Below are 24260 nucleotides of genomic sequence, written 5' to 3' on the forward strand. Positions count from 1 at the left end.
CGTGCCCGAGCGGCTGATCGCCGACAAGCTGCGAACAGCGGAAGACGCACGGACCCAGCAAATCGGAACCGGCATCGAACTGATCGCGCGCCGCAAGGACGGCAGCGAATTCCCGATCGAGATCATGTTGAGCCCGCTCGACAGTCCCGAAGGCGTCCTGGTCACCGCTGCCATACGCGACATCTCGGAGCGTAAGGACGCGGAAAAGCACCTGGTGCAGATGGAGGGACGATACCAGGCGCTGCTGGAGGCGGCGCCTGACGCGATGGTGGTGGTGAATCAAACCGGGGAGATCGTCCTGCTCAACCTGCAAGCGGAAAAGCAGTTCGCCTATCGTCGCGACGAACTGCTCGGCCAGAAGGTGACGAACATCATCCCCGAAGGATTCGCCGAGCGGTTGATCGCCGACCGGTTACGATCCAGGGAAGATGCATTGGCCCAGCACATCGGCGCAGGAATCGAGCTCACCGGCCGGCGAAAGGACGGCAGCGAATTTCCGATCGAGATCATGCTCAGCCCGCTGGAAAGCGAAGGCAGCATCCTGGTAACCGCCGCGATCCGCGAGATCAGCGCCCGCAAGCACATGGAGCGCCTCAGGGACGAATTCGTCGCGACCGTCAGCCACGAATTGCGCACGCCGCTGACGTCGATCTCGGGCTCACTCGGCCTTCTGGTGGGGCAATGGGTCGGCATTTTTCCGGAGCCCGCGGCGAGGCTCGTGGCCATTGCCTACAAGAACAGCCAACGGCTGGTGCGCCTGATCAACGACATCCTCGATATCGAAAAACTCGGCGACGGTCGCGTGGTCTTCAATCTGTGTCGCGTCGACGTGCACGCCATTGTGGAGCAGGCGATCGAGAGCAACCGCGGATTTGCCGAAGGCTACGGCGTCAATGTCGGGCTCACCACCGCATCGAGGAGCAGCGACGTCAACGCCGACCCGGATCGCCTCGCGCAGGTGATTACCAACCTTCTTTCGAACGCGATCAAGGCCTCGCCTCCTGGTCGGGACGTCCTTGTCGCGGTCGAACCACACGACGCGTTTGTCCGCATTTCCGTTCGCGATCAGGGCGACGGAATTCCAGCCACCTTCCGGCTGCACATCTTCGAAAAATTCGCCCAGGCGGATGCGACCGACGCACGACAGAAAGGCGGTACCGGCCTCGGCCTCAGCATCGTCAAGCAGATCGTCGAACGGCTCAATGGCCGGGTCAGCTTCGAAGACGCGGCCGGCGGCGGCACGGTGTTCTGCGTCGATCTTCCGGAATGGAAGATTCCGATCGATGAACGGCCGTCGGTTCCAAAGTATCGAGTTCTGCACCTCGATGATGATCCCAACATTCTGGCGGCTGTCGCCCATGCCCTCAGCCCGGCAGCCCAGGTGATATCGGTCGGGTCCCTCCAGGACGCACGACGCATCTTGTCGGTCGATCCGGTCGACATGGTCCTGCTGGACATCTCGCTCGGCGAGCACTCCGGGCTGGAATTATTGGCTGATCTGCACGACGCTGACGGTGAAGCCATCCCGGTTATCGTCTTTTGCACCAGCCCGATCGAACTGACACCCGACGGACAAGTGCATGTGATCCTCGTCAAATCACGGACCCCGCTGGATTCCTTGCTGGCGTCGGTGCGGGACTGCCTGGCTCATCGCGAACATCGCGAGGTGGCATGACGATTCGTGTCCTTCACGTCGATGACGAGCCGGACATTCGCGAGATTGCAGCGATCTCGCTCGGTCTGAATTCCGAGTTCATCACGCGCAGCTGTGGATCTGGCTCCGAAGCCATCGCGGTCGCCGCCGAATGGCCTCCCGACATCATCCTGCTCGATGTCATGATGCCGGGAATGGATGGTCCGGCGACGCTCGTGCGCCTGCGCGCGAACGCGATCACCGCCGGCATTCCAGTGGTGTTCATGACGGCCCGCGCCCAGACCCGCGAGCTCGACCTGTTCCGCTCTCTCGGCGCCGTCGGCGTCATCCCCAAGCCGTTCGACCCGATGACGCTCGCGGCTTCGGTCCGCTCCCACATCGAACCGATCGGCAGCAAGCTCGCACGGCTACAGTGCGATTTTCTGCAGCGTCTCGACAACGATGTCGCCAAGCTGGAACGACTCGCGAACACTCTGAGGTCGGGGAAGGCGAGGAAAGCGAGCTTGAAGCAAATCGGCGAGATTGCTCACGGGCTCGCCGGCGCCTCCGGCGTATTTGGATTTCCGCAGCTCGGCGACCTCGCGGCCGAGCTCGAACAGGCAATCTCCGACGGAGGTGTCGATTCTGTCGACATTGCAAATGTGCGTCGCTCGCTCGCTCTGCTGCTCGCAGGCATCAAGGCGCGTGACGCCCGAGCGAACTCGTAACGTGATGCTCGCGCCGGGCAAATCGAGCGCTCGATCGCGGCGTTCGATCCCGCTGTTGGCGGCGCTGACGATCACGCTGACGATCGCAGCCAGCAATCAGGTTGCCGCACAGCGACTCGACGGCTTCAACATCGTCGCGGCCGCGGGCCATCCGTTCGGCGGCGCCGACGCCGAACGCTCACTGCGCCTCGCAAAGCGGCTCGGCGCGCGCGCCGTTGCGATTGTTCCGTTCCTCTGGCAACCAACCATTTCAAGTCCGGATATCGGGTCCGGCAGCGAGATGCCCGACCAGACCCTACGGCTCGCCATCCGCCAAGCGAAGGGGCAAGGCCTGTCCGTGGTCGTGAAGCCGCACGTTTGGGTACCCGAGAGCTGGGCCGGCGCGGTCGAGCCGGACTCCGAGGCGGCATGGCGCAGCTGGTTCTCCAGGTATCAGATCGAACTGGAGCGTATCGCACGGATCGCGGCCGAAGAAGGCGCCGAGAGACTGGCGATTGGGACTGAACTCAAGAAGACCAGCCATCGGCTGGAGTGGATCGAGCTGATCGCCGCCGCACGCCGGCTGTTTCCCGGACAATTGCTCTACGTCGCGCACAATGTCGAAGAGGCCGAGGCGGTGACGTTCTGGCCGATGCTCGACGCAGTCGGCGTGTCGCTCTATCCCCCCTTGGGAGCAGACGACGATCGTGCCGGACGGCTGATCGTGATGGGCGCCGTCGCCGAGCGTCTCGAAGCCCTGTCGCGCCGAGTCGGCAAACCGATCCTGGTCGGCGAAATCGGATTGAGATCGGCCAAGGGAGCGACGGCAAAGCCCTGGGAAAGCGCGGAGGAGCGTGTCGCCCAGCCCGATCAGCAATTGCAGGCCGACGTCATCGCCGACTGGCTGGCGGCGCTCGACCGGCCGTCGATCCGCGGCGTGATGATCTGGCGCTGGTTCACCGACCCCGCGGCAGGCGGCGTCCACGACACCGACTTCACCGTCCAAGGCAAACCGGCGCAAACCGTGTTGTCCTGCGCCTGGACCGGCGTCTGCAATCAGCGCTGATCAGAACCTGAACCAGGCCCCGACAACCAGACCGTTCTCCTGCAACGCGTTGCGACCCGTGTAGGTGGTGTAACCGCCGGCCTGCAGCGACAGGGTCGGCGTCAGGGCGTAAACCGCGCTGAGTTGCAACTTGTGATACGCGAAGCTCGCATATCCCCAGCTTCCCACGCCTTCCGAAACCACATTGAACGATTGCGCCAGCAGCAGCCAGCGCTCCTGCGGCCGTATGCCGAAGGTGATGTCGGCCCGGAATTCGTCCGGCGGGCCGCCCAGCCTGAACCGCTGCGCGATCTGGACGTCGACGAAGGCTGGCAACCCTCCCACCGCGGTGCTGTATCCGACAAGGCCGCGTACATCGATTTCGGAATCACTGTATCCAATCGCCGCCGCATTCGACTTGTCGAACGTCCCCGGGATTCGGAACGTCGTCTGCGCCGAGACCACCCATGATCCGCCGGCCCAGAGGCGAACCCTGCCGCCTAAATCGGTGTAGCCAAATCCCGACCGGCTGGCGTCGACCGGCGCGGCGATGTCGACGTGCTGAAGCGACGGCGAGATGATCATGGTGAACCAGTCGGTGACACCATATTCGATCAAGGCCTGCGCCTCGGCCTTCCGGTAGCGCGGAATCGAATGCTGCGCGCCGGCACCGTCGAACGCGGTGTTTGCCGCACTGGCGGTCGCAGTGATGTAGCCGTAACCCTGCCCTTCTTGGAGCGTCCACGAACCGGCGAACGCCGCGGGTTGAGACGCCGTCACACCAGTTGCAATCACCACTGCCAACCCCACCCGTCCGCGCACCACTCAGCACTCCCCTGCAAGGCGTTTCGTGACCGCAACAACGTCAGGCGGCTTCACTCACAATGCGATCGCCACCTTCGGCAGCCGCGCGGGACACCGCCGCCATCGCGCGTGTCAGCAAGTGAATTCTCTCGACGCTGCTATCCACTCGTCCGGTGACGACCGCGACGCTCGCGGTCGCGTGGTCGGCGCAAGTCGCTTCCGGTTCCGCAATACGAAGATCGGACACAGCGGCACGCAGCGCTTCGCCGAGATCGAGTGCGCGCTGCCGGGGCAATTCCGGAACGATCAGAACGATGGTGCCATTGCGATAAGCGCCGGCGACGACTCCGACCGTCGCTGTCGCCGCTCTGACCAAGCGGGCCACGCGGGACACGATGTTCGCCGCTGCCGCATCGCCCAGGATCTGGCGCAAGGCTTCCAGCCGATCGAGACCGAGAGCAATGACGGACAGGTCGCCGCCGCCCTGATTTTCAGCGGTCAGGTAGGCTTCGGCCACCTCCCCGATGATCAGTCCGGTTCCTTCGTCGATCCAGTGTGACGTCCGACGGTCGCCCAAGGTCGCCAAGAACTCCAACAGTTCCCGCTCCCGCGCGCGGCGTCGATCGAGTTCGGACTTCAACTTCAGCGCCGAACGAACCCGAGCGTGCAGCTCGACCCGTTTGAGCGGCTTGGTGATGTAGTCCGTAGCGCCGGCCACGAACGCATTGGCGAGACTGTCGACGTCGTCGAGCAACGTCACCATGATGATCGGCACATCCATCAGGTGCGGTTCGCCGCGAATGCGGGCGCAAGCTTCGATGCCGTCGATCTCGGGCATCATGATGTCCATCAGGATCAGATCTACCGGCGACACTTTGGCCGCAGTTGAATGGCCCACCGCGAGTATCTGATACGCATCCGCCGCCGAATCGGATGTTTGGACGTCCTCGTAACCTGCGGCAATCAACATGGCTTCCGCCACATCACGTCCGTCTTCACTGTCGTCGATAACCAGAATTCGCATGGAGATAGTCTCCTGTTTGTCGAATGACGGCTCAATCCGGAGCGACGGCGATTCCAGGCAGCATCAGTCCCGCGCGAACAGTCTCCAGTTCGCGTTTTGGTAGACCAGGCGATAGCCGGGTGTGCCGCGCCAGTAGAGTGTTGGAAAAGCCTTGTTGAGGCGGTCCTGCACGCCGGCTCCCACCAGCGGATCCGGAACTGCGATGAACGGCGTCTCGATTTTGGAGAAGCGGACACCGAAGGTGAACGCATCATCGGAAGGCGAAAGCAGTCCCCTTGCACGGCCACGGCCCAACACCACGGCCGGAGCGCTGAAGGTGTCGACCAGAATGCCGTCCCGACCGATCGTCGCGTTGCCGAGGTTGATGGCGGCGGCCCGCTCCGTGTCGATGCGCCCGCCGTCCAGTGCGATGCTGACATTGATGGCGCCCCGCGGATCCAGCATCACCAGACCGGCGACGCCTCCGATCCATCCCACCGCCAGCAAAGCGATCACGAAGGCGAGTCGGTCGCGAACCACGGGCACGCGCGCAACGATCACGGCAGCCAAAATCGGCGGCATCACAGCCAGTGCCGCCGGATCACCGAACAGACCGGTGGCGACGGCGATGCCGGCCGCAGCCATCGTCATCACAACGATCACCACGGCCGGTCCGACCAACGGCCGACGCTGCAGAATCCAGCCGATCGCAATCGGAACGACGGGCGCTGCCAGAAGCAGCGCCGCCGCGACTGCGATCGCGGCGTCGAGTGCCAGCCAGCCGCTGAGGCCCCGGCCGAACAATTGGGAAAAGCCGACGGCCCAGGCCGCCAGACCTTCAGACGGAGCGACCAGAAAGCTCCACCCACTTCCAGGAAAGACCCACGACATGTAGGTGAAAGCCACGACGCAGAACAGCGTCGGAAACACCAGCGCGACGATCAGGTTGAGAACCGAACCCGCCAGCAATTCGGGCCTGAGCGCGAACACCAGCAACGGCACCGCGGCGCAAGTCAGCGCGGCGCCCATCGGATGCGTGAACGTCAGCCCCAGCATCGCCAACGCGACAGCCATCACTTCCGGTGCGGCGCTCCGACCGCGGATATCGTAGAGAGCGCGGCTCAGCAGATAGAGAAATCCAGCGAGCATGATCTCGGCGGGGCCGGCGATCGCCGCGCGGAGCAACGCGGGATGCAAAGCGAGAAGCAACGTCGCCGTCAGGGCCGCGAGCAGCGACAGGCCGGCACGCCGAAAGGAAACGAGCCAGATGCTCGCCAACGCGGCCAGCACGCAGGCAGTCAGCAACACCGGCGCCGAGATGCCGATCGGGCTGACAAACTCCAGCACCGTCGTGGCGAGGAACGGGATGGTCGGATAGGCGGCCAGCACCCGCCCGATCGGCATCTGGCTGTCGCTCGCGGTGATCGCGTTCGACCACAGCGTGATCGCGTCCTCCGGCACCAGCCCCGCAGTCGCGGCTAGCTTCGCCATCAAGAGCACGATGACGAATGTCAGTAGCGCGATCGACAGAATCGGGAGAGCCCGCCTCATGTCGTCGTCTCCCGTCCGAGCGCCAATTCTCGGACGACATGCTTCGACACCCCGTGGTCGGTCTTTTCCCAGTAGAACGGATTTCGCAACAGCTGCCAGAGGCCGCGGTAGCTCGCGATCGAGATCATCACCCAATAGCCGAACGCCGTGAGGCTGTAGGGAATGAGATTCAGCCACCCTCTTCGGATCGGCGCCAGCATGTTGAGGAAGATGAAAGCGCCGTTGCCGGCCAGCAGATTGAACAGGCTGAGATAGAGCAGCGGCTCCGGAAAAAGCTGATCGAAGCCATTGGCCAGCCCGAACAGCCAGATCGCGAACATCAACCAGAACACCGGATTGATCAGTCCGGCCAGTACGGTGCCCCCGATGAAGAAGACGAAGCCGAGAAAACCGAGCGGACCGATACTGCGCAGCAGGTGCAGCGGACGCCTGGTGTGTACCAGGAAGGTCTGCATGTAGCCCTTCATCCAGCGCGAGCGCTGTCTGATCCAATTGCCGGCGTGGCAGCTCGCCTCCTCGAAGGTTGTGGAATCGACCACGCCGACGCGGTAGCCCTTCTGAGTCAGGCGAACGCCGAGATCGGCATCTTCGGTAACGTTGAAGGGATCCCAGGCGTGCAGCTCGCGCAACACGTCGATCTTGAAATGATTGGAGGTGCCGCCGAGCGGAATTGGAACGTTGAGCCGTTCGAGCCCCGGCAGCATCTGGTCGAACCACAGCGCGTAGTCCAGCGTGAACATCCGCGTCAGCCAGTTTTCGCGAGCGTTGAAGTAACTCAGGCGGCATTGCAGGCACGCGGTGTTGGCCGGCGCCTGCCGGAACGTCGCCACCACCTTGCGGAGTTGGTCCGGCTCCGGCCGATCCTCGGCGTCGTAGATCACCAGGAATTCGCCACGGGCGAATTGCAGCGCGAAATTGCAGGCCTTCGGCTTGGTCTGCGGATGCGACGGCGGCACTCGAATGACTTCGAAGATGCCTTCGAGTCCGAGCGTGCTGGCGACCTCGATGGTTTCGTGATCGTCGGCCTCCAGCACCAATTTGATGTCGAGCTTGCCGAGCGGGTAATCGAGCTGACGCAACGAGCGGGCCAGCATCGGCAGCATTTTCGGCTCGCGATACATCGGCACCAGCACGGTGAACACCGGCAGATCGTCGTCGCTGAGCGCACGCGCCGCGATCGCGATGGCCTCGTCGCGATCGACCGAGCGGGCGCCCCCGACCGAAACCAGAACCCCCTTGAACAGGAAGTTGCCGAGATAGAACAGGCTCAGGATCAGATTGACCGCGACCAGCGTCGCGATCGGTGCGAGCGCCAGCCCGACCAGCAGACACGTCGCCACACCATATCCAAACAGCACCTGGACCGGCGAAAACACCTGTTGGGCCGACATGTCCGGATCGAGCTCGGCGAGCTCGTACACGGCGCGATGCGACAGCGCGTCGGCAAAGACGGTTTGCACCGCCCAGACAATGTCGAATTTGGAAGCGACGACGAATTCGATCGCGTTGCCCCAGCGACGCCGTGCGAACAGGACAACGCCGGGACCAGGCTCCGCGGTCGCGATCACGAGCCGGCCATCCCGGATTCGCCAAGGCATCGTCAGCCGGCGGGCGTAAAGCTCCGCCTCGTCGGCGGCGAGCAGCGACGGATCCGGGGCGTCGCCGATCAGATCGACGAACGGCAGCTCGTAGTGATAGGCGACCGCCTGGTAGTACACAGCGGGTTCGATCCAGGCCCGCGACAGGATCGCGTCGCCGAGCCGGACATGCCAAGCCTCGGCGAGGCCGACGGCCTCGTCGAGTTGCTGCAGATTGAGAACGCGGCGGGCGACGAGCAGGTCGCCGAGGGCGAGATCCGAGGGCGAGAGCGGCTGCATCGGTCCCTCACTTGTCCGTGGTCAGGGCGCGGCGCCGGTATACGCGTTGCAGAATGAACAACAGGCCGAGCGTGACGAGAACCCAGACCCCGCCGATGATCCACGATCGGAAGCGTGAGAACGAATTCAGCCAGGATCGCTGATCGGGATAAGACACCCGCAGCAAGGTGTCGCGCTCGGTCGACATCGCCAAAGCAACGCCGGTTTTGTCGAGAAACGCCACGTCGCCGCGATCGAGGTCGATGGCGGGCGCGACGGGGAGCGCGCTGTCGGCTGAGAGAGGTTTGATCCAAAGTCCCGGAAACGCCCCGGCGGTCACGATTTGCGCCACCGCGCCGCTGGCGAATCCACCGATATCAAGACGCGTTCGGCCGGATCGGTCGACGATCGCCACCCTGCCGCGATCGAAGCGAACCCGTTGCTCGGCGCCGGCCGGCGCCAGATTGCTGACCGCGATAAACGACGCTGTCGGCGTTGGCGTAGCGCCGGCATCGACGTATCGCACGGTGATCGGTGCCGCTTCGCGCGACAGCCCGTTCACGACATCCGCCAGCATTGGGATGACGGAGAGCGGCTTGACCGCGGTCGCGGACGGCACCAGCACTTCGACACCATTTGCCCAGAACGTCGAAAGGTCGGAAAAATCCTGGGCGGCCGCTCCAGTCGGTGAGAGAATCACCGAACTCGAACCGAGAATCTCCGCCGGATAGCCTTGCGGTTCGAACCTGCAATCGCCCTGCGCGCTGCGACGCTGGACAACCACGCGGATGTTCGCGGCCGCGCCGACCAGCCCCTCGGGGAGCGCCAGATCGAGCCGGGTCGGCTCGCCGATTGCGGCGACCGAACTCGAGATCAGCCGCTCATTGACGAACGCACTCACGACGGCCTTTTCGCCGGCACCATCCGGCGCCACCATCACATCGAGCAGGATCCGGGATGGCCGCGTGCCGCCCGGCAGCATGCGGTTGGCGACGGTGACGGCGAGATCGGCACGGCCGAACACCTCCGCCTTCGCCGGCACCAGGCCCAGTTCGTCGAAATTGACGCGTTCGGTCGAACCGTTCGGCGACGTTGCGTGGCCGACCGAGGCGGATGGCGTGTCGCGCAAGGCTGCGAGAGAAGGATTCCCGATCAAGCGGCCGGCGCGCGCGGAAGCGGCGTCGGTCAACATCAACATCGGAATGCCGCCAATCCTGCCGGCGGCGAGCGTATTATCGATCGGGGCTGTTCCCGCAGCGCTCGCCACGCTCGGCCGCGGCGGGTCGATGTGTCCCACCATACGGTCAAGACTGCCAACCACGATCAGACCGCGGATCCATTGATGGGGGTCGTCGGATTTCACCAGCGGCGGCAAGCTTTCGACGCCGTGATAGAAACTGATCTGTCGGCCGTTGGCGCTGAGCGAGCGCGCCAGCGTCAAGGCGGCCGCGACATCCGCCGACGGCGGACGTGGACTCGACAGCAGGATGGCGACATTCTGCGGCATCAGCGCCGCGGTCGCGGCGATACTCGGCGCGCCGCTCACGCCGATCTCGAACTCCACCGCGGATTCCGGGCGCATCGTCAGGCTGTCGCCGACATAACGCACGTCGATGCAGCGATCCTGCGTTGCTGCGCCGGAATACAGAAACGACAGTTTGAGAAACCCGTCGCGCGCCGCGACGCCGAGCAGAGGCACATGGACGGTGCGGCCACTGCTCTTGCCGTCGAGCGCGACCGCCGACACCGAGCGATCGTTCACCAGAATTTCCAGACTGCGGCGTGCCTCATGGGCGCTGACGTCGTCGAAGACCAGGACAAGAGCGGCGGGGCTTAGTTCGATGCCCTGCGGCACCGGAATGTAGACGTCGCGGCGGCCGCCCAGATTGGAGAACCGGAAGCCGTTGGGATAGCCGACATTGGCAAACAGCACTCCGACCGAAACCGACTTCAGGAGTTGCGGATCGGGCAAAGGGGTGCGCGCGCCCGGCACGGCCGCCACGATATTGCCGGGCACCGATTGCGCGCGCACCGCCGTCGGGCGATTGGGGAGAATCGGCTTCGGCTCGGAATGCGCCGAGGAGAGGACGGTCGTCGTCAGAGCTGCGGCGAGCAGAACGCGTACAGAGGATCGTATCAAGCTACTCACTCCTGAACTGTCTCATATGAAATGTCGGCAAGCGCGGCGGTCCAGAGCGCAGTGAGGCCGTCCTTCAACTGCGCGAGTTCGTCATCGGTCAACCCGCGCTGCGCGCGAAACGGATCAATCAGAAGGCTGTCGAGCGCGCGCGCCGACAAGCCAGCCTCGGTCAGGCCGACAGTCGATGCGATGCCGCAGACATCGTGAATTTGTCGGTAGGCCCGCGCGACAGCCGCCGCCGAATCCGTCAGGGCGCACGGCATCGATTTGGCGGTGCCGTCGATGGACCTGATCGTGTCGTCGAGCTTGGTAATGAAGCGAGCGCGGATCCTGGCCAATCGCCGCGCGAATTCCGCATCCTGGGCCGATTGCGCTTGCGAGCTTGCCATGACGCATGGATCGCACGCTTCACTTAATAAGACTTGAATATATTGAAATGTAGGTATTTTATACTTCTTACCTACGTACTATTCTGTAAATAACGTCGTTCCTATAGTATACGTAGGTGAAATCACTTATCTTATTACATAGATGACTTTGGGCCGCCGGCAGCGGCGAAAAGAAGATGAGATCTCCGGCCCGCTGGACGGGTGGCCACGGTGGCCAGGCATTGTTTGCTTATCCGACGAACTATCTGATCGACGCTGACAATGCGATCATCGTCGATGTCGCGACTGCGATCAGGCAGGCCGGCATGGCGGCCGCCAAGCGCATGATCGAGCGGTCCCTTGAGCGTTTTGGCCTGTATCCAAACCTGCTTCTCGGTGACAGCGGTTACGGTTTCGACCGAAATGATCGGCTGGCTGCTCTACGACCGAGGGATTGAGCCGCTCGTCACGGCGTTCGACAAATCGGCTCGAACAGACGGCCCTCTCGCGCGAAGACCTCACTTACGAGCGTGAAAGCGGCGTCTATCGCTACCCTGGCCGAAAGCCCTTCCAACCGCACGTGCGCTGCCACGGTGCTTATACAGCCCGCCAGCACGATTGCGACCGGTGTACGCTGAAGCCGCGATGCTGCCCCAAGCAGCCATTGCGAAGAGCCTGCGGAGTCCACACCACGTCGCGTGGCCGCTCGCTGTGTCCAAAGCCGAGACCGAGAGGCGATAATTCGATATCAGCAATCCAACGACCAAAACGGTCTGGGCCCGCTGAAAACTGCCGAACGAGTCGGCGCATATGTGCGCTCGACCATTGACCATGGCTCCCGAGGAAGATGCGGACCGCGGCGACGACGGAAAGACCTTCTCCGAAGTATCGATGATACATCCCTCTGGCGCAGCCTCAATCGGCCAAGGTCTGTCATTTCAAGGATTTACGGGGAAACATGGTAGCGGGAGAGGGACTCGAACCCCCGACCCCAGGATTATGATTCCCGTGCTCTAACCAGCTGAGCTACCCCGCCACGGCGTCCGCGCATCGGCAGCTGAAGCTGCGGCCGTGCGAACGCGCGGCATATAAGAAGTCGTGCGCCGCCGTGTCAAGCAATGGCGGGCGATCGGGCGAATTGGTCGGGACGCTATTTCGGCTGCACGCTCTGGTCACCACCGGGGGAGCCTGGAGGCGGGATCACGCGCATCGTGCCGGTGTCGGGCGTGGGCGCTCGAATGTCCGGGTCGACCCCGGCAGGGGGGCAGAGAACGCCGTCGGAGCGGGCGAGCTTGTCGGTGAGCGGCTCCTGGGTCTGGCCGGTCGTCGCCCCGGGCGGCGCGGTGCCCGGCGGATGCACCCTGGCCGCACCCGGAGGGCAGCCATTCGCCGTGGGGTTGACCGTCGCCGACGGCGATTTCGGCGGTGCCTGCGCCAGCGCGGGAGCCGCAACCATCAACACACAACCGAAAGCGAGCATGATCTGTCTGGTCATGCCCGTCAACGTGAGGAGCGGCGCGCAGTTCCGGCTTTGCTCAGAGCTTGCGATAACGGATCAGCGAGAAATGACCCATCGGGGGCATCGGCCGCCGTTCGGCCAGTTCCACGCCGCCGTGCCGCGCGGCCCAGTTCACCAGCCGCGCCCACGGGAATTCGGGGCGCCAGCCGAGCCGGCGCGCCAGCGGCGCGAACGCCAGTTCGAACAGCTTGCGCGGACCGCTCTCGGCGCCGATGTGGTTGACGAGAATCAGTTCGCCGCCGGGCTTCAGCACGCGAATGAAATCGTCGAGCGTCGCTTCCGGGTCGGGGACGGCGGTGATGACGTATTGCGCCACGACCGCATCGAAGAAGTTATCCGGGAACGCCAGATTCTTGGCGTCCATCACCGCGAGCGTCTCGACATTGGTGAGGTTCAGCGTGCGGACGCGCTCGTGCGCCCGGCGCAGCATCGGCTCGGAAATGTCGACGCCGCACAGCTTGGTGCTCGGCGAATAATCCGACAGCGACAGTCCGGTGCCGACGCCGACGTCGAGCACGCGGCCACCGATCGCATCCGCCACCGCGATGGTCGATTGCCGGCCGCTGTCGAACACTTTGCCGAACACCATGTCGTAGATCGGCGCCCAGCGCGCATACGCCTTGGCGACGCCCGCGCGGTCGATATCGTTTGCCATGCCCCGCCCCGAAATCCCTATCCGCGCATCGCGGCCAGCGCCGGCGATGCCGCGTCGTCGTGCGCCGGCTCCGCGATCGATCGCGGCGCGGCGCTCTTGATGAAGCCGCCGCCGAGCACGCGGGCCTGGCCTTCCGCCGCGTCGTAGAACACGCAGGCCTGGCCGGGCGACACGCCCTCTTCGCCGGCGACCAGTTCGACCTCGTAGCCGCCCTTGACGGCGCGCAGCCATGCCGGCTGCGGCGCGCGGGTCGAGCGCACCCGCACGAACAATTCCAGCCCGTCGCCGACCGCCCGATCGAGCGCACCGTCGCCGATCCAGTTGACGTCGCGCAGCACGATGCGCTCCATCCGCAGCGCCTCGCGCGGACCGACCACCACACGCCGACGCGCCGCGTCGAGCCGCAGCACATACAGCGGCGCCCGCGAGGCGATGCCGAGGCCGCGGCGCTGGCCGACGGTGAAATGCACGATGCCCGGGTGGCTGCCGAGCACACGGCCGTTGAGATCGACGATCTCGCCGGGCTCCATCGCGTTCGGCTTCAGCCGCTCGACCACGTCGGTATAGCGGCCGGTCGGCACGAAGCAGATGTCCTGGCTGTCGTGCTTGTCGGCGACCGAGAGGCCGAACTGCCGCGCCAGATCGCGGGTCTGCGGCTTGGTCATGTCGCCGAGCGGGAAGCGCAGGAAATCGAGCTGCTCGCGGGTCGTCGCGAACAGGAAGTAACTCTGATCGCGGTCGCGATCGGCGGCGCAGATCAGCGCGCGCGATCCGTCGGCGAGACGGCGCGACGAGACGTAGTGGCCGGTGGCGAGCGCCGAGGCCCCGAGCTCGCGCGCGGTGGCCAGCAGGTCGCGGAACTTGACCGAACGGTTGCACTCGATGCACGGCACCGGGGTTTCGCCGAGCGCGTAGCTGTCGGCGAAGCTATCGATCACCGACTCGCGGAAGCGGCTTTCATAGTCGAGCACGTAATGCGGAATCCCGATCCGCTCGGCGACGTCGCGGGCGTCGTGGATGTCCTGGCCGGCGCAGCAGGCGCCCTTGCGATGGGTGGCGGCGCCGTGATCGTAGAGCTGCAGCGTGATGCCGACGACGTCGTAGCCCTGCGACTTCAGCAGCGCGGCGGTCGCCGAGGAATCGACGCCGCCCGACATCGCCACCACGACGCGGGTGTCCTGCGGGCGTCCCGCCAGATCCAAGCTGTTGAGCATGGTGTCAGTCATACGCTGCGGTCGCGGGGCGGGGCCGTCGCGACCAATCCTTCCGCCTGTTCGGGAAGCGGTGAAGCCAGATTCCGCAAACCGTCGTCAATGCCAGCCTTTAATATAGTCCGGCCTTCGGTGGCGCAATGCGGCGGCCCCGGTTTTGCGGACAGGTTGGGGCAATTCTTGCCGGGACCGGCAGAAACGGCGCGGCCAGAACCCCGCCCGGCTTTCGGCCGTAGAATCTATATCGTTGCGATGTCTGAATAATTTCAGCTTTTCGGGGGTGGCCCGGTCCTTGCTCAGAAGGGCGTGGATCAGTGTGAGAACGCGCCCGTGTTGAATGCCCCCTCGGAAATCGTCTCGACCGCGCAGGCCTCGGCCCAGCGCGCGACCACGCGCCAGGACCGAACGTCCCCGACCGACAGCTTCTCCTCGCTGGTCGACAGCAATATCGCGGCGAACACCGCCAGCAGCCAACCGGCGCCGACGCTCGATACCCGTGCGTCCGGCAGTTCGAGCGACGACCGCAGCGCCGGCACCCGTCGAAACGACACCACCGACCAGAGCCGGACCAACGATCGCAACGACGACAGCCGGCGGGCGTCGGATTCCGGCAGCAGCAACACTCCTTCGGCGCGCGACGACGCGGCGCGAGGCGATGCGGCTGCGACCTCGACATCGACCACCAAGACCAAGACCGACGGGAGCAAAGACGCCAAAGCGGCCGGTGACGGCAAGGACGGCGACGGCAAGGACGGCGCCGACGCGGCCGCTTCCCCGGATCAGAGCCCGATGGTTGCCACGACCGCAACGACGCCCCAGCTGATCGCGGCGCCTGTCGCCGTGGCGACCGCCACGGTCGACACCGCGACCGATGCGGCTGCAGCAGTGACCGGAACGACCGCCGATGCCGCCACAACCGTCGCCGGCGGACCGCTCGCGCTCGTCGCCGCCGCGGCGCAGAAGGCCAAGGCCGCGGTCGACGATCTCGCCGCGACCGGTCAGCCGACCGAAACCGCGGCTCCCGACGCCGCGGCCGAGACCGCGACCGCGACCGCCGCTGGGACGGCCGTGCTCGATCCGAAGCTCGCGGCGCTGGCGGCGCAGCCCAATGCCGCCAAGGCCGGCACCAAGCCCGCGGCCCAGTCCGACGATTCCGCCGCCACGGCCAAGACCAACGCCGTCACCGCTGCGACCGACGCCTCGACGCCTGGCCAGGCCCAGACCGGAACGGCGCAACCGCAGGCGACATCCGGCGATGCGGCGAAGACCCCCGAGACGACCGCCGCCGCCGTCGACCAGACGAACGCGCAACCGAAGGCGGCCGTGCATCACCACGCCGATGCGCCGACGCCGTCGCTGACCGACGCCGCTTCACAGCCGCAAACGCAGGTGCCGACCGCGCAGCCGCTGCAGGCCTCCACCGTGACCCAGCAGACGGCCGCGTCGTCGCAGCTCACCGCCGCGCTCGCGACCAATGCGCCGGTGGCGATGCAGGACCTCGCCGTCACCATCGCCGCACGGGCGACCAGTGGCGCCAGCCGGTTCGATATCCGGCTCGATCCCGCCGAACTCGGCCGCATCGACGTCCGCATCGAGGTCGACCGCAGCGGCAACGTGACCTCGCATCTCACCGTCGAGAAGCCCGAGACGCTGGCGATGCTGCGGCAGGATCAGAACCAGCTGCAGCGCGCGCTCGACAATGCCGGGCTGAGAACCGGCGACAGCGGCCTGCAATTCAGCCTGCGCGATCAATCCTCGTCGGGTCAGCAGCAGGGCCAACAGCAGGACAACGGCCGGCACGCGCAGCGGCTGGTGATCAGCGAGGAAGAGCTGCCGACCGCGGTCGCCGCCGGTCGCAGCTACGGCCGGATGCTCGGTGCGAGCAGCGGCGTCGATATCCGGATCTGAGGAGTCATCACCATGTCAGCCGCAGCCACCACCGCGACGACGCCGTATTCGGCTCCCAACGCCAACTACACCGCGACCGCGACGTCGAGCTCGACCACCGGCATCGCCGACAATTTCCAGACCTTCCTGACGCTGCTGACGACACAATTGCAGAACCAGAATCCGCTGGAGCCGCTGGACACCAACCAGTTCACCCAGCAGCTGGTGCAGTTCGCCGGCGTCGAGCAGCAGCTCAAGACCAATGAAACGCTGTCCTCGCTCCTGAAGATGCAGTCCACCGCACAGACCACGCAGGCGATGAACTTCATCGGCGCCACCGCCGTGGTCGACGGCAGCAAATCGCACTACGACGGCAAGACCGCGGGTTGGACGCTGTCCACCGACAAGCCGGTGACGGCGCAGGTGTCGGTCCAGAGCTCGACCGGGCAGACGGTGTATTCCGGCAAATTCACGCTCAACGCCGGCGCCAACCAGGGCTTCACCTGGGACGGCCGCGGCAATGACGGGACGCAGTGGCCGGAGGGCGACTACACGCTGTCGGTGGTCGCGACCGACGCCGCCGGCCAGCCGGCGGCCGTCTCCACCCAGATCCAGGGCACCATCGATTCCGTCGACCTGACCCAATCGCCACCGATGTTGACGATCGGCCTGCAGACCTTCACCCTCGACCAGATCAAGCGCGTGGTGAAACCGAGCACCGGCACGACGACGTGACGCCCGCTGCGCGCGGCTCGATGCGACGCGGTGTCTTCGGGCGAGATCGCGTTACTGCCCGATCAGCTGATCGGCGAAATACGCGATGGTCTTGCGATACACCAGCGCGCGATTCCATTCGCGCATCGCCTCGAAATTCGGCGTGCCTTCTTCGTAGGAGCCGCCGGCGCGCCAGCCCGCTGTCTTCAGCAGGTTGGCAGTCGAGGCCAGCACGTCGGGCACGCTGTGGCGCAGATCGACATGGCCGTTGCCGTCGAAATCGACGCCGTATTTGATGTAGGACGACGGCAAAAATTGCGTCTGGCCGAGCTCGCCCGCATAGGCGCCGACCATGTCGCGCATCGTCAGATCGCCGCGCTGCACGATCTTCAGCGCCGCCAGCAATTCGCCCTGAAACAGCTCGGTGCGACGGCAATCATGCGCCATCGTCGCCAGCACCCGGAACACCGGCAGCTTGCCGATGTCGCCCTTGCCGAAATCCGACTCCAGCCCCCAGATCGCCACCAGGATCTGCGGCGGCACGCCGAACTGGCGCTCGATCCGGGACAGCAGCGAGGCGTGCCGCTGCAGCATCGCCCGCCCCGACTTGATCCGGCCGGCGCCGACGCGGGTCGCGACGTATTGCTCGAAGGTCTTGTTGAAGGTGCCGCGCTGGCGGCGATCGAACGCCAGCACCGCGGGGTCCGGGGTGACGCCGCCCAGCGCCTCGGAAATCACATCGCGCGAAACTCCCGCCTGCGCCGCCTCGGCCGACATGCTGGCGATGAAGGCGTTGAAATCGCCACCGCAGCGCGCGGCCTGGGCCGGTGCGGCGGCGAGGAGCGCGCAGCCAATGGCGCAGCTCAGAAGGGCAAGACGCAGCTTGGACATTTTAAACCATTTCTCCAAATCGACGGGGGCTGAGGCGAGCGGCGGCGATGCGTATTGCGAGAACAATGCGGCGAATCTAGCATTTCTGCCTTGCGGTTGCGAGGCGGCCCTCGGCGCGCCATATTGGACGGTATCAGAGATGATCGGCGGATGAACGACGGCCGCGCCGACCACGGTTTCGACAGCCCGTCACGAGAGGACCGCAACATGCCCCGCGCGCTTCTGCGGCAACCGCTGTTCCGGCTGCTGGCGATCAATCTGGCCGCCGGCGTCTGCCTCGCGGCGCTGCTGCTGGGCGGCCTGCTGTGGGTCAATCCGGGGCATTTGCGCGAACTGATCTTCGCAGACAGTTCGCCCGGCACCGCGCTCGGGCTGCTGATGTTCGGCTTCGTGATCACCTTCGGCAGCGCGGCGATGGGTTCGGCGATCATGGCGATGGGCACCGATCTGCGCGGCGGCGACCGCGGCGGCCGACGCATCCCGATCGAACTGATCCCCGGCGCCGAGCCGATTCCGGTGCGCGCCGAACGTTCGATGCGGCCGGCGCGGCGGCAGAGCGAGTTGCGGTTCTGAAGACCCCAACGCTCGAATGGCCGGGACGCGCCCGGCCATCGAGATTTGATATCCGCGCGACTTGATATCAGCGAATTGACCTCACCCGCCGCTCGATCTCACGCCGCGCGGCGCTGATGCTTACCTTCGCGGATCTCTTCGATGATCTTGGCCGAGAACGCTTCGAGATCGCCCGGGTTGCGCGACGTGATCACGCCGTTGTCGGTGACGACGGCGGAGTCTTCCCACTTGGCGCCAGCATTGATCACGTCCTGTTTGATCGAATTGTAGGAGGTCATCTTGCGGCCCTTGGCGATGCCGGTGTCGATCAAGAGCCACGGCGCATGGCAGACCGCGGCCACCGTCTTGCCGGCATCGAAGAACGACTTGATCAGCTTCAGCGCATCGGCATTCACGCGCAGCAAGTCCGGATTGATCTGTCCGCCCGGCAGCACGATCGCGTCGTAATCGTCGGCCTTGGCCGAGCCGAGCGCCTTGTCGACCTTGACCGGCCGGCCCCAATCCTTGCCGTCCCAGCCCTTGATCTCGCCCTGCTCCGGCGACACGATGTCGACCTGCGCACCCGCCGCCTTCAGCCGATCGCGCGGCACTTCGAGTTCCGATTGTTCGAAGCCGTGGGTGGCGAGAATGAGCACGCGCTTGCCGTCGAGTTGGCCTGCCATGAGGGATCTCCGTATCCGTTTTCGTTGCGCCCCGCCTGCTCCGCTAATCGACAGCGCGTGTGATCGTTCCGGACGCATCAGCGCCGTCATCCTGAGAGCCTGCCCCGGACTTGATCCGGGGTGCTCGCCCGATAAGGCGAGCCTCGAAGGATGCGGACACGAGGGCCGAGCTTGCGGCTCATCCTTCGAGGCTCGCTGCGCTCGCGCCTCAGGATGACGGAGTGCAAGTTGAGAACCCGCACGCGCCGGCATCTTCACCTGTCCAACAGCCACGGCTCTTCGTTCTCGCGGCTCGCTGAGCCCGAGTTGTGCACCCGTCGCTGTCACAGCGAGGGGTGGGGGCGCGCCGGTCGGCGCGAAGGTGGTGAGTTTTCGCGATGACTTGCGAAGTCATCGCGCAACGCCTCGTCGGCGCGCCCACCGCGGCGGTTTTGGGCTTCGGGACCGTTCTTCCGGGAGCACAGCGGAGCGGGATCTCCCCGGCCTTGCTGCGCCCGTCCAGCCACGAAAGCGGCAGCCGCTCGTAGTAGCGGCGGACGGTGACCTCTGCCTCCCGGACGTGCGGGTGCGAGCCGCAACGCGCAGGACGCCGCGTCCGTCCGACTTCGCTGACCAGCGTCAGCTCCATCGAACCATCGTTCCGGGCTGGTTTCCCAGCCCGCCGATCTGTCCCGCTTGTACGACGCCTCGCGAAGCGCCCCTCACGGACAGGACGATGCGGACTATAATCTTAATAGGAATGTTGTCAAGAGGCGCGGCGTGAGCCGAACGACGCGACAGCTCTCATGTCGTCCTGTCGGTTTGATCCGCTTCTGCCTCGCCCGCTTCCGCCGGCCAGAACACCGCCAGCCACACTGTCGGCTCGCCCGCCGCGGTCGCTTCGACGCGGTGGCGGCAATGGGCGGGAATGTCGACCCAGACGCCCGGCGTGAGTTGCACCTCGCGGCCGTCGTCGAAGCGCAGCGTCGCGGCGCCGGACAGCAGCACGACGAATTCGTCCTCGGCCTGGTCGTACCAGAAGCCCTCGGGGCTCGCCTGGCCGAACGAGACGATGCGCTCGATGCGGACGCCGCCGCGTGCGAGCAGGGTATCGAGCGCTTCGTCCGGACCGGCGGGCGGCAGCGGTGTGAGCAGATGGCCGGTTTGCATGGGCAATATCCTGAAGCTGGCGGCGACACGTGGCCGGGGCGGGCGGCCTGCGCCTGCCCCCGCAGTGCAGCGCATTTTAGCGCCTGTTTGGCAGGCAATCTGCTTGTGTTTCGCGGCCGGCCGTTTCATACCCCATCCGCCCGCGCCGGCCGCCTGCCGACGCGCCCCGCAGCGGCGGCCGGCGCTCCCGACCAAGGGACGAGACGACCGCCTCGCGCTGTTTGTCCGACGTCAAAGCCGACGCCGGGCAATCGGCGTGGGATACCGCGGGGCGCGGCGGATCGCCAACGGCCGGCGGTCCTCACTCAGCCAATCCGACCGGAGCTTTCCGTGCGCCCTGCCGTCATTGCCGCGACCGGCCTCTACACCCCGCCCGACAGTATTTCGAATGTCGAGCTGGTGCAGGCGTTCAACACCTATGTGGCGAACTTCAACGCAGCCAACCAGGCGGCGATCGCCGCCGGGCAGATCGAGCCGCTGCTGCCGTCGTCGCCGGAATTCATCGAGAAGGCGTCCGGCATCAAGTCGCGCTACGTGGTGGCGAAAGCCGGCATCCTCGATCCGGAGCTGATGCGGCCGGTGATCCCGGAGCGGCCGAACGAACAGGTCTCGGTGCTGGCCGAGATCGCCGTGAAGGCCGCCGACGAGGCGCTGGCGCGCTGGGGCAAGCCGCGCGAGCGGATCGGCGCGGTGCTGTGCGCCTGCTCCAACATGCAGCGCGCCTACCCCGCAATGGCGGTCGAGGTGCAGGACGCGCTCGGCCTCGGCGGCTTCGCCTTCGACATGAACGTGGCCTGCTCGTCCGCGACCTTCGGCATCAAGACCGCGGCGGATTTCGTCGCCACCGGCTCGGCCGACGCGGTGCTGATGGTCAATCCCGAGATCTGCTCCGGGCATCTCAATTTCCGCGACCGCGACAGTCACTTCATTTTCGGCGACGTCGCCACCGCGGTGATCGTCGAGCGCGCCGACGAAGCGCAAGATGGTGAACGGGCCGGCTGGGCGATCCTCGGCACAAGGCTGAAGACGCAGTTCTCCAACAACATCCGCAACAATTCCGGATTCCTCAACCGCGCCTGGCCGGAAGGCCGCGACCTCACCGACAAGCTGTTCGTGCAGCAGGGCCGCAAGGTGTTCAAGGAAGTGGTGCCGATGGTCTCCGACATGATCATCGACCACGCCGCCGAACTCGGCATCGATCCGCACGCGCTGAAGCGGATGTGGCTGCACCAAGCCAACATCAACATGAACGAGATCATCGGCCGCAAGGTGCTGGGCCGCGATCCGACGCGCGAAGAGAACGTCATCATCCTCGACAGCTACGCCAACACCTCGTCGGCCGGCTCGATCATCGCCTTCCACACCGCCTCGGACGATCTGGCGCAAGGCGACCTCGGCCTGATCTGCTCGTTCGGCGCCGGATATTCGGCCGGCACGGTGTTCGTGCAGAAGCGCTGAGCAGCGCCGGCGCGCGCGGCGGACCGCTACCGGAACTCACGCGCGCGCCGATTTGATCTTCCTGATCTCGCGCATCTGCGCGGAGAAATCCTCCAGCGCGGCGGCGGCCTGCTCGCTCAGCCCCTCGCGCGGGAATTCCTTCACCAGCACTTCCAGCGCCTCGCCGATCCGGCCGATCTGGCGGCCATAGGAGCCGACCTCGTCGAGGATCTTGGCCTCGATCTGCGGCGCGGTGGAGCGGCCGAGATTGATGCTGAAGATGCTGAACTGATTGCCCATCAGCGTGGTGATGAAGCGCCACGGATTGATCGCCTGCGCCACCCCGCCGGACCACGGCCCGATGCCGCCCGAGGCAACCGGCATGTCGGTGTCACTGATCGAGAGAGGCGCGAGCATCTGGGCCATGGGGAAGCTCCTCAAAATGCGGACGGTGAAAGGACGGGGCGACGCGAATGCGGCGATGATAACGCGATTCCGCGCGCGCCGCCGTCCGGTTTGAGACGGACGCGCGGCCGCCGAAGCCGCGCCGTGCAGATGGGACGCGATGCGGCGCCCGCCGCCCGGCCGCTCAGGCCTTGGCCGTCACCACCGCGTCGAGCGCCGATCCGGCGTCGGCGTCGAACAGCACGAACCGGTTGCGACCGGCGCGCTTGGCGGCGTAGAGCGCTGCATCGGCCTCCGCGAAGGCGGCGTCGATCGAACTGCCCGAAACCACCCGACAGCCGCCGATGCTGACCGTCAGCGCAATGTCCTGACCATCGTCGGAGCGGATCGGCGTGGCGTTCATCGCGGCGACCATGCGGGCGCACAGCGCCCGCAGGCCGTCCTGGTCGCAATCCTCGACCAGCACGACGAACTCGTCGCCGCCCCAGCGGGCGCAGATGTCCCTGTCGGTGAGGAGCGGCGCCAGCCGCCGCGCGGTCTCGCACAGCAGGCGATCGCCGGCCAGATGGCCGAACGCGTCGTTGACGTCCTTGAAGTCATCCAGATCGATCAGCAGCAGCCCGGCCGACCGCGGCACCAGAGGCGACCTGGCCAGCCACTGCTCGAACACCTGGGTGAAACCGCGCCGGTTGGGGATCTCGGTCAAGAGATCGATATTGGCGAGACGCCGCAGCTTCTCGGTTCGCTCGTCGACCAGATCCTCGAGAATGCGGGTGTGGTCGCGCACCGCATGCGCCATGCCGGACAACGTCCGCGACAGCCGGCCGATCTCGTCGCTGCCGCGATCGACCACGATATTGTCGAAATCGCCGTCTTCGACCCGTCGCGCGGCCGCCTCGACGATCGCCAGCCGATCCAGCACGACGCGCCGGAACAGGATGGTGACGAGCGCGACCGCCGCGGTCATCATGAACACCAGCAGCAGCGCGATCGGCGTGAACAGCCGGCGATCGATGATGGCGTCGATGTCCATCAACGTCACGTTGAACCAGCCGAGCCGATCGAGATAGCCGACACCGACCAGGAATTCGCGCCCGCCGATGTTCATGAAGCGCGATTCGACCATCCTGGAGCCGGCGGAGACGCGCGCCATCATGGCGGCGAGTTCGCCGGCCTCGGCCGGCTTGTCGACCTGCTGGAAGATCGTCTTCTTGGTCTTGGTGTCCTTGGTGAGGCTGTGGAAATCGACCATCCCCGGATCGCGGTGCGCCTGGATGGCGCCGGCGCGATCGACGAACATGCTGGTGATGCCGGTCTGCGGCAACGCCACCACCTCGCGGATGAATTCGCTGAGGTCGACGCCGGTGCCGATCACGCCGAGAATCCGGCCCTGATCGGTGATGACGCAATTGATCCAGACTTTGGTGACGGCGAGATTGTCGTCGCGGTCGACGTTGAGCTGGCAGGCCTGACCGGCCGCGATCGTCTTGAAGTACCAGCCGTCGCGCGAATTGTCGCGCTTGACCTGATAGCGGAGCTGGTTGCCGTTGTAATTGTTGTCGGCATCGTTGAAGTAGTAATTGCCCGACTCGTGCACGACGAAGAAATAGCTCTTGTCGTGAAACGACAGCCGGTAGTGCTCGAGTTCGGCCAGCCCGCGCACCGTCTTGTCGGGGTCGGCCTCGTCGCGGGCCCAGGCGCGCACCGCCGGCGAGCGGGCGACCGTCTCGGCCAACGAGACCTCGCGGATCAGCGCCTCGAGGCCGCGGTAGCGATCGAACAGCACCTGCTTCTCGGCGAACAGCGTGCCGAGCGCGACCACGGTCTTGCGGGTGAGGAATTCGAACGCCGCATAGGCCGGCAGGGCGACCAGGCCGAACACGCAGATCGTCACGACCAGAAATTTCGTCTTGAGACTGGTGGCGATCTGATTCCAGAGAGCGCGCATCGTGTTTCGTGTCATCTCCGCCGAAACAGGCCGTCGTTCCGAGCGACCGCCGAACGCGGCTGCGCCGAGACCATCGCTTACGACCAAAAGCTGAATGCATCA

The 24260-nt window shown here is 65.6% G+C and carries 22 protein-coding genes and 1 tRNA gene; 8 read left to right on the forward strand and 15 right to left on the reverse strand.

Annotation, left to right across the window (positions count from 1 at the left end):
• Position 1: 1 nt before the first annotated feature.
• From RPB_RS20675 to RPB_RS20685, 3 genes are read left to right on the forward strand one after another with little or no spacing between them, the layout of a single operon-like run.
• The gene (locus RPB_RS20675) at positions 2-1675 is read left to right on the forward strand and encodes a PAS domain S-box protein (protein WP_011442981.1); all 1674 of its coding nucleotides are present in this window, start codon (positions 2-4) and stop codon (positions 1673-1675) included.
• On the forward strand, positions 1672-2361 hold the full coding sequence (locus RPB_RS25245) for a response regulator (protein WP_011442982.1): 690 nt from the start codon (positions 1672-1674) through the stop codon (positions 2359-2361). Before RPB_RS20675 ends, RPB_RS25245 begins: the two co-directional genes overlap by 4 nt.
• A gap of 55 nt (positions 2362-2416) precedes the next feature.
• Positions 2417-3406, forward strand: a complete 990-nt coding sequence (locus RPB_RS20685; RefSeq protein WP_157038873.1) for a glycoside hydrolase family 113 — start codon at positions 2417-2419, stop codon at positions 3404-3406.
• Here RPB_RS20685 and RPB_RS20690 read toward each other — a convergent pair whose 3' ends face one another.
• The 6 genes from RPB_RS20690 to RPB_RS20715 all read right to left on the reverse strand — a co-directional run bounded on the left by RPB_RS20690 (position 3407) and on the right by RPB_RS20715 (position 11128).
• Entirely contained in the window at positions 3407-4210 is an 804-nt protein-coding gene (locus RPB_RS20690) for a transporter (RefSeq protein WP_011442984.1), read from the reverse strand.
• 40 nt (positions 4211-4250) lie between these two features.
• A complete protein-coding gene (locus RPB_RS23890) occupies positions 4251-5213 on the reverse strand; it encodes a response regulator (protein ID WP_011442985.1) in 963 nt (320 codons plus the stop codon).
• A gap of 63 nt (positions 5214-5276) precedes the next feature.
• Complete coding sequence (locus tag RPB_RS20700; protein ID WP_157038874.1) at positions 5277-6692, reverse strand: hypothetical protein; 1416 nt, start codon at positions 6690-6692, stop codon at positions 5277-5279.
• A 47-nt stretch (positions 6693-6739) separates the two neighbouring features.
• The gene (locus RPB_RS20705) at positions 6740-8620 is read right to left on the reverse strand and encodes a glycosyltransferase family 2 protein (protein WP_011442987.1); all 1881 of its coding nucleotides are present in this window, start codon (positions 8618-8620) and stop codon (positions 6740-6742) included.
• A gap of 7 nt (positions 8621-8627) precedes the next feature.
• Positions 8628-10739, reverse strand: coding sequence for a cellulose biosynthesis cyclic di-GMP-binding regulatory protein BcsB (locus tag RPB_RS20710; RefSeq protein ID WP_011442988.1), 2112 nt, complete (start codon positions 10737-10739; stop codon positions 8628-8630).
• A 5-nt stretch (positions 10740-10744) separates the two neighbouring features.
• Entirely contained in the window at positions 10745-11128 is a 384-nt protein-coding gene (locus RPB_RS20715; RefSeq protein ID WP_011442989.1) for an Hpt domain-containing protein, read from the reverse strand.
• A gap of 176 nt (positions 11129-11304) precedes the next feature.
• Here RPB_RS20715 and RPB_RS23895 point away from each other — a divergent pair, with 176 nt between their 5' ends.
• A complete protein-coding gene (locus RPB_RS23895) occupies positions 11305-11565 on the forward strand; it encodes a hypothetical protein (RefSeq protein ID WP_049824712.1) in 261 nt (86 codons plus the stop codon).
• 501 nt (positions 11566-12066) lie between these two features.
• Here the strand turns inward: RPB_RS23895 and RPB_RS20725 are convergent.
• The 4 genes from RPB_RS20725 to mnmA form a co-directional block, all read right to left on the reverse strand.
• Positions 12067-12143 (reverse strand) — tRNA-Met (locus RPB_RS20725).
• A gap of 114 nt (positions 12144-12257) precedes the next feature.
• Positions 12258-12602 carry a hypothetical protein gene (locus RPB_RS20730; protein ID WP_011442990.1) on the reverse strand — a complete coding sequence of 115 codons (345 nt, stop codon included), beginning with the start codon at positions 12600-12602 and terminating at the stop codon, positions 12258-12260.
• A gap of 40 nt (positions 12603-12642) precedes the next feature.
• Positions 12643-13281 carry a class I SAM-dependent methyltransferase gene (locus RPB_RS20735; RefSeq protein WP_011442991.1) on the reverse strand — a complete coding sequence of 213 codons (639 nt, stop codon included), beginning with the start codon at positions 13279-13281 and terminating at the stop codon, positions 12643-12645.
• A 17-nt stretch (positions 13282-13298) separates the two neighbouring features.
• Positions 13299-14495 (reverse strand): tRNA 2-thiouridine(34) synthase MnmA, encoded by a 1197-nt coding sequence (mnmA, locus tag RPB_RS20740; RefSeq protein WP_080507886.1) that lies wholly within the window; start codon positions 14493-14495, stop codon positions 13299-13301.
• A gap of 327 nt (positions 14496-14822) precedes the next feature.
• On the opposite strand from mnmA, the gene RPB_RS20745 reads away from it, so the two are divergent.
• On the forward strand, positions 14823-16400 hold the full coding sequence (locus RPB_RS20745) for a flagellar hook-length control protein FliK (protein WP_011442993.1): 1578 nt from the start codon (positions 14823-14825) through the stop codon (positions 16398-16400).
• A gap of 12 nt (positions 16401-16412) precedes the next feature.
• On the forward strand, positions 16413-17114 hold the full coding sequence (locus tag RPB_RS20750; RefSeq protein WP_011442994.1) for a flagellar hook assembly protein FlgD: 702 nt from the start codon (positions 16413-16415) through the stop codon (positions 17112-17114).
• 51 nt (positions 17115-17165) lie between these two features.
• Here the strand turns inward: RPB_RS20750 and RPB_RS20755 are convergent, their stop codons facing one another.
• Positions 17166-17984 (reverse strand): lytic murein transglycosylase, encoded by an 819-nt coding sequence (locus RPB_RS20755; RefSeq protein ID WP_011442995.1) that lies wholly within the window; start codon positions 17982-17984, stop codon positions 17166-17168.
• 207 nt (positions 17985-18191) lie between these two features.
• Here RPB_RS20755 and RPB_RS20760 point away from each other — a divergent pair, with 207 nt between their 5' ends.
• Positions 18192-18557: a hypothetical protein gene (locus RPB_RS20760; protein WP_011442996.1), complete on the forward strand. Its 366-nt coding sequence runs from the start codon at positions 18192-18194 to the stop codon at positions 18555-18557.
• Between the two features lie 98 nt (positions 18558-18655).
• Here the strand turns inward: RPB_RS20760 and RPB_RS20765 are convergent, their stop codons facing one another.
• Positions 18656-19219: a type 1 glutamine amidotransferase domain-containing protein gene (locus tag RPB_RS20765; RefSeq protein ID WP_011442997.1), complete on the reverse strand. Its 564-nt coding sequence runs from the start codon at positions 19217-19219 to the stop codon at positions 18656-18658.
• A 783-nt stretch (positions 19220-20002) separates the two neighbouring features.
• Positions 20003-20368 (reverse strand): cupin domain-containing protein, encoded by a 366-nt coding sequence (locus RPB_RS20770; protein ID WP_011442998.1) that lies wholly within the window; start codon positions 20366-20368, stop codon positions 20003-20005.
• A 330-nt stretch (positions 20369-20698) separates the two neighbouring features.
• On the opposite strand from RPB_RS20770, the gene RPB_RS20775 reads away from it, so the two are divergent.
• Positions 20699-21826: a beta-ketoacyl-ACP synthase III gene (locus RPB_RS20775; protein WP_011442999.1), complete on the forward strand. Its 1128-nt coding sequence runs from the start codon at positions 20699-20701 to the stop codon at positions 21824-21826.
• Positions 21827-21862: 36 nt separating this feature from the next.
• On the opposite strand, the gene RPB_RS20780 is transcribed toward RPB_RS20775, so the two are convergent.
• Positions 21863-22231 carry a hypothetical protein gene (locus RPB_RS20780; protein ID WP_011443000.1) on the reverse strand — a complete coding sequence of 123 codons (369 nt, stop codon included), beginning with the start codon at positions 22229-22231 and terminating at the stop codon, positions 21863-21865.
• 163 nt (positions 22232-22394) lie between these two features.
• The gene (locus RPB_RS20785; protein ID WP_041798387.1) at positions 22395-24158 is read right to left on the reverse strand and encodes a sensor domain-containing diguanylate cyclase; all 1764 of its coding nucleotides are present in this window, start codon (positions 24156-24158) and stop codon (positions 22395-22397) included.
• Positions 24159-24260: the final 102 nt, after the last annotated feature.

Origin of the sequence: Rhodopseudomonas palustris HaA2, assembly GCF_000013365.1 — a bacterium.
Lineage (GTDB): Bacteria > Pseudomonadota > Alphaproteobacteria > Rhizobiales > Xanthobacteraceae > Rhodopseudomonas > Rhodopseudomonas palustris_J.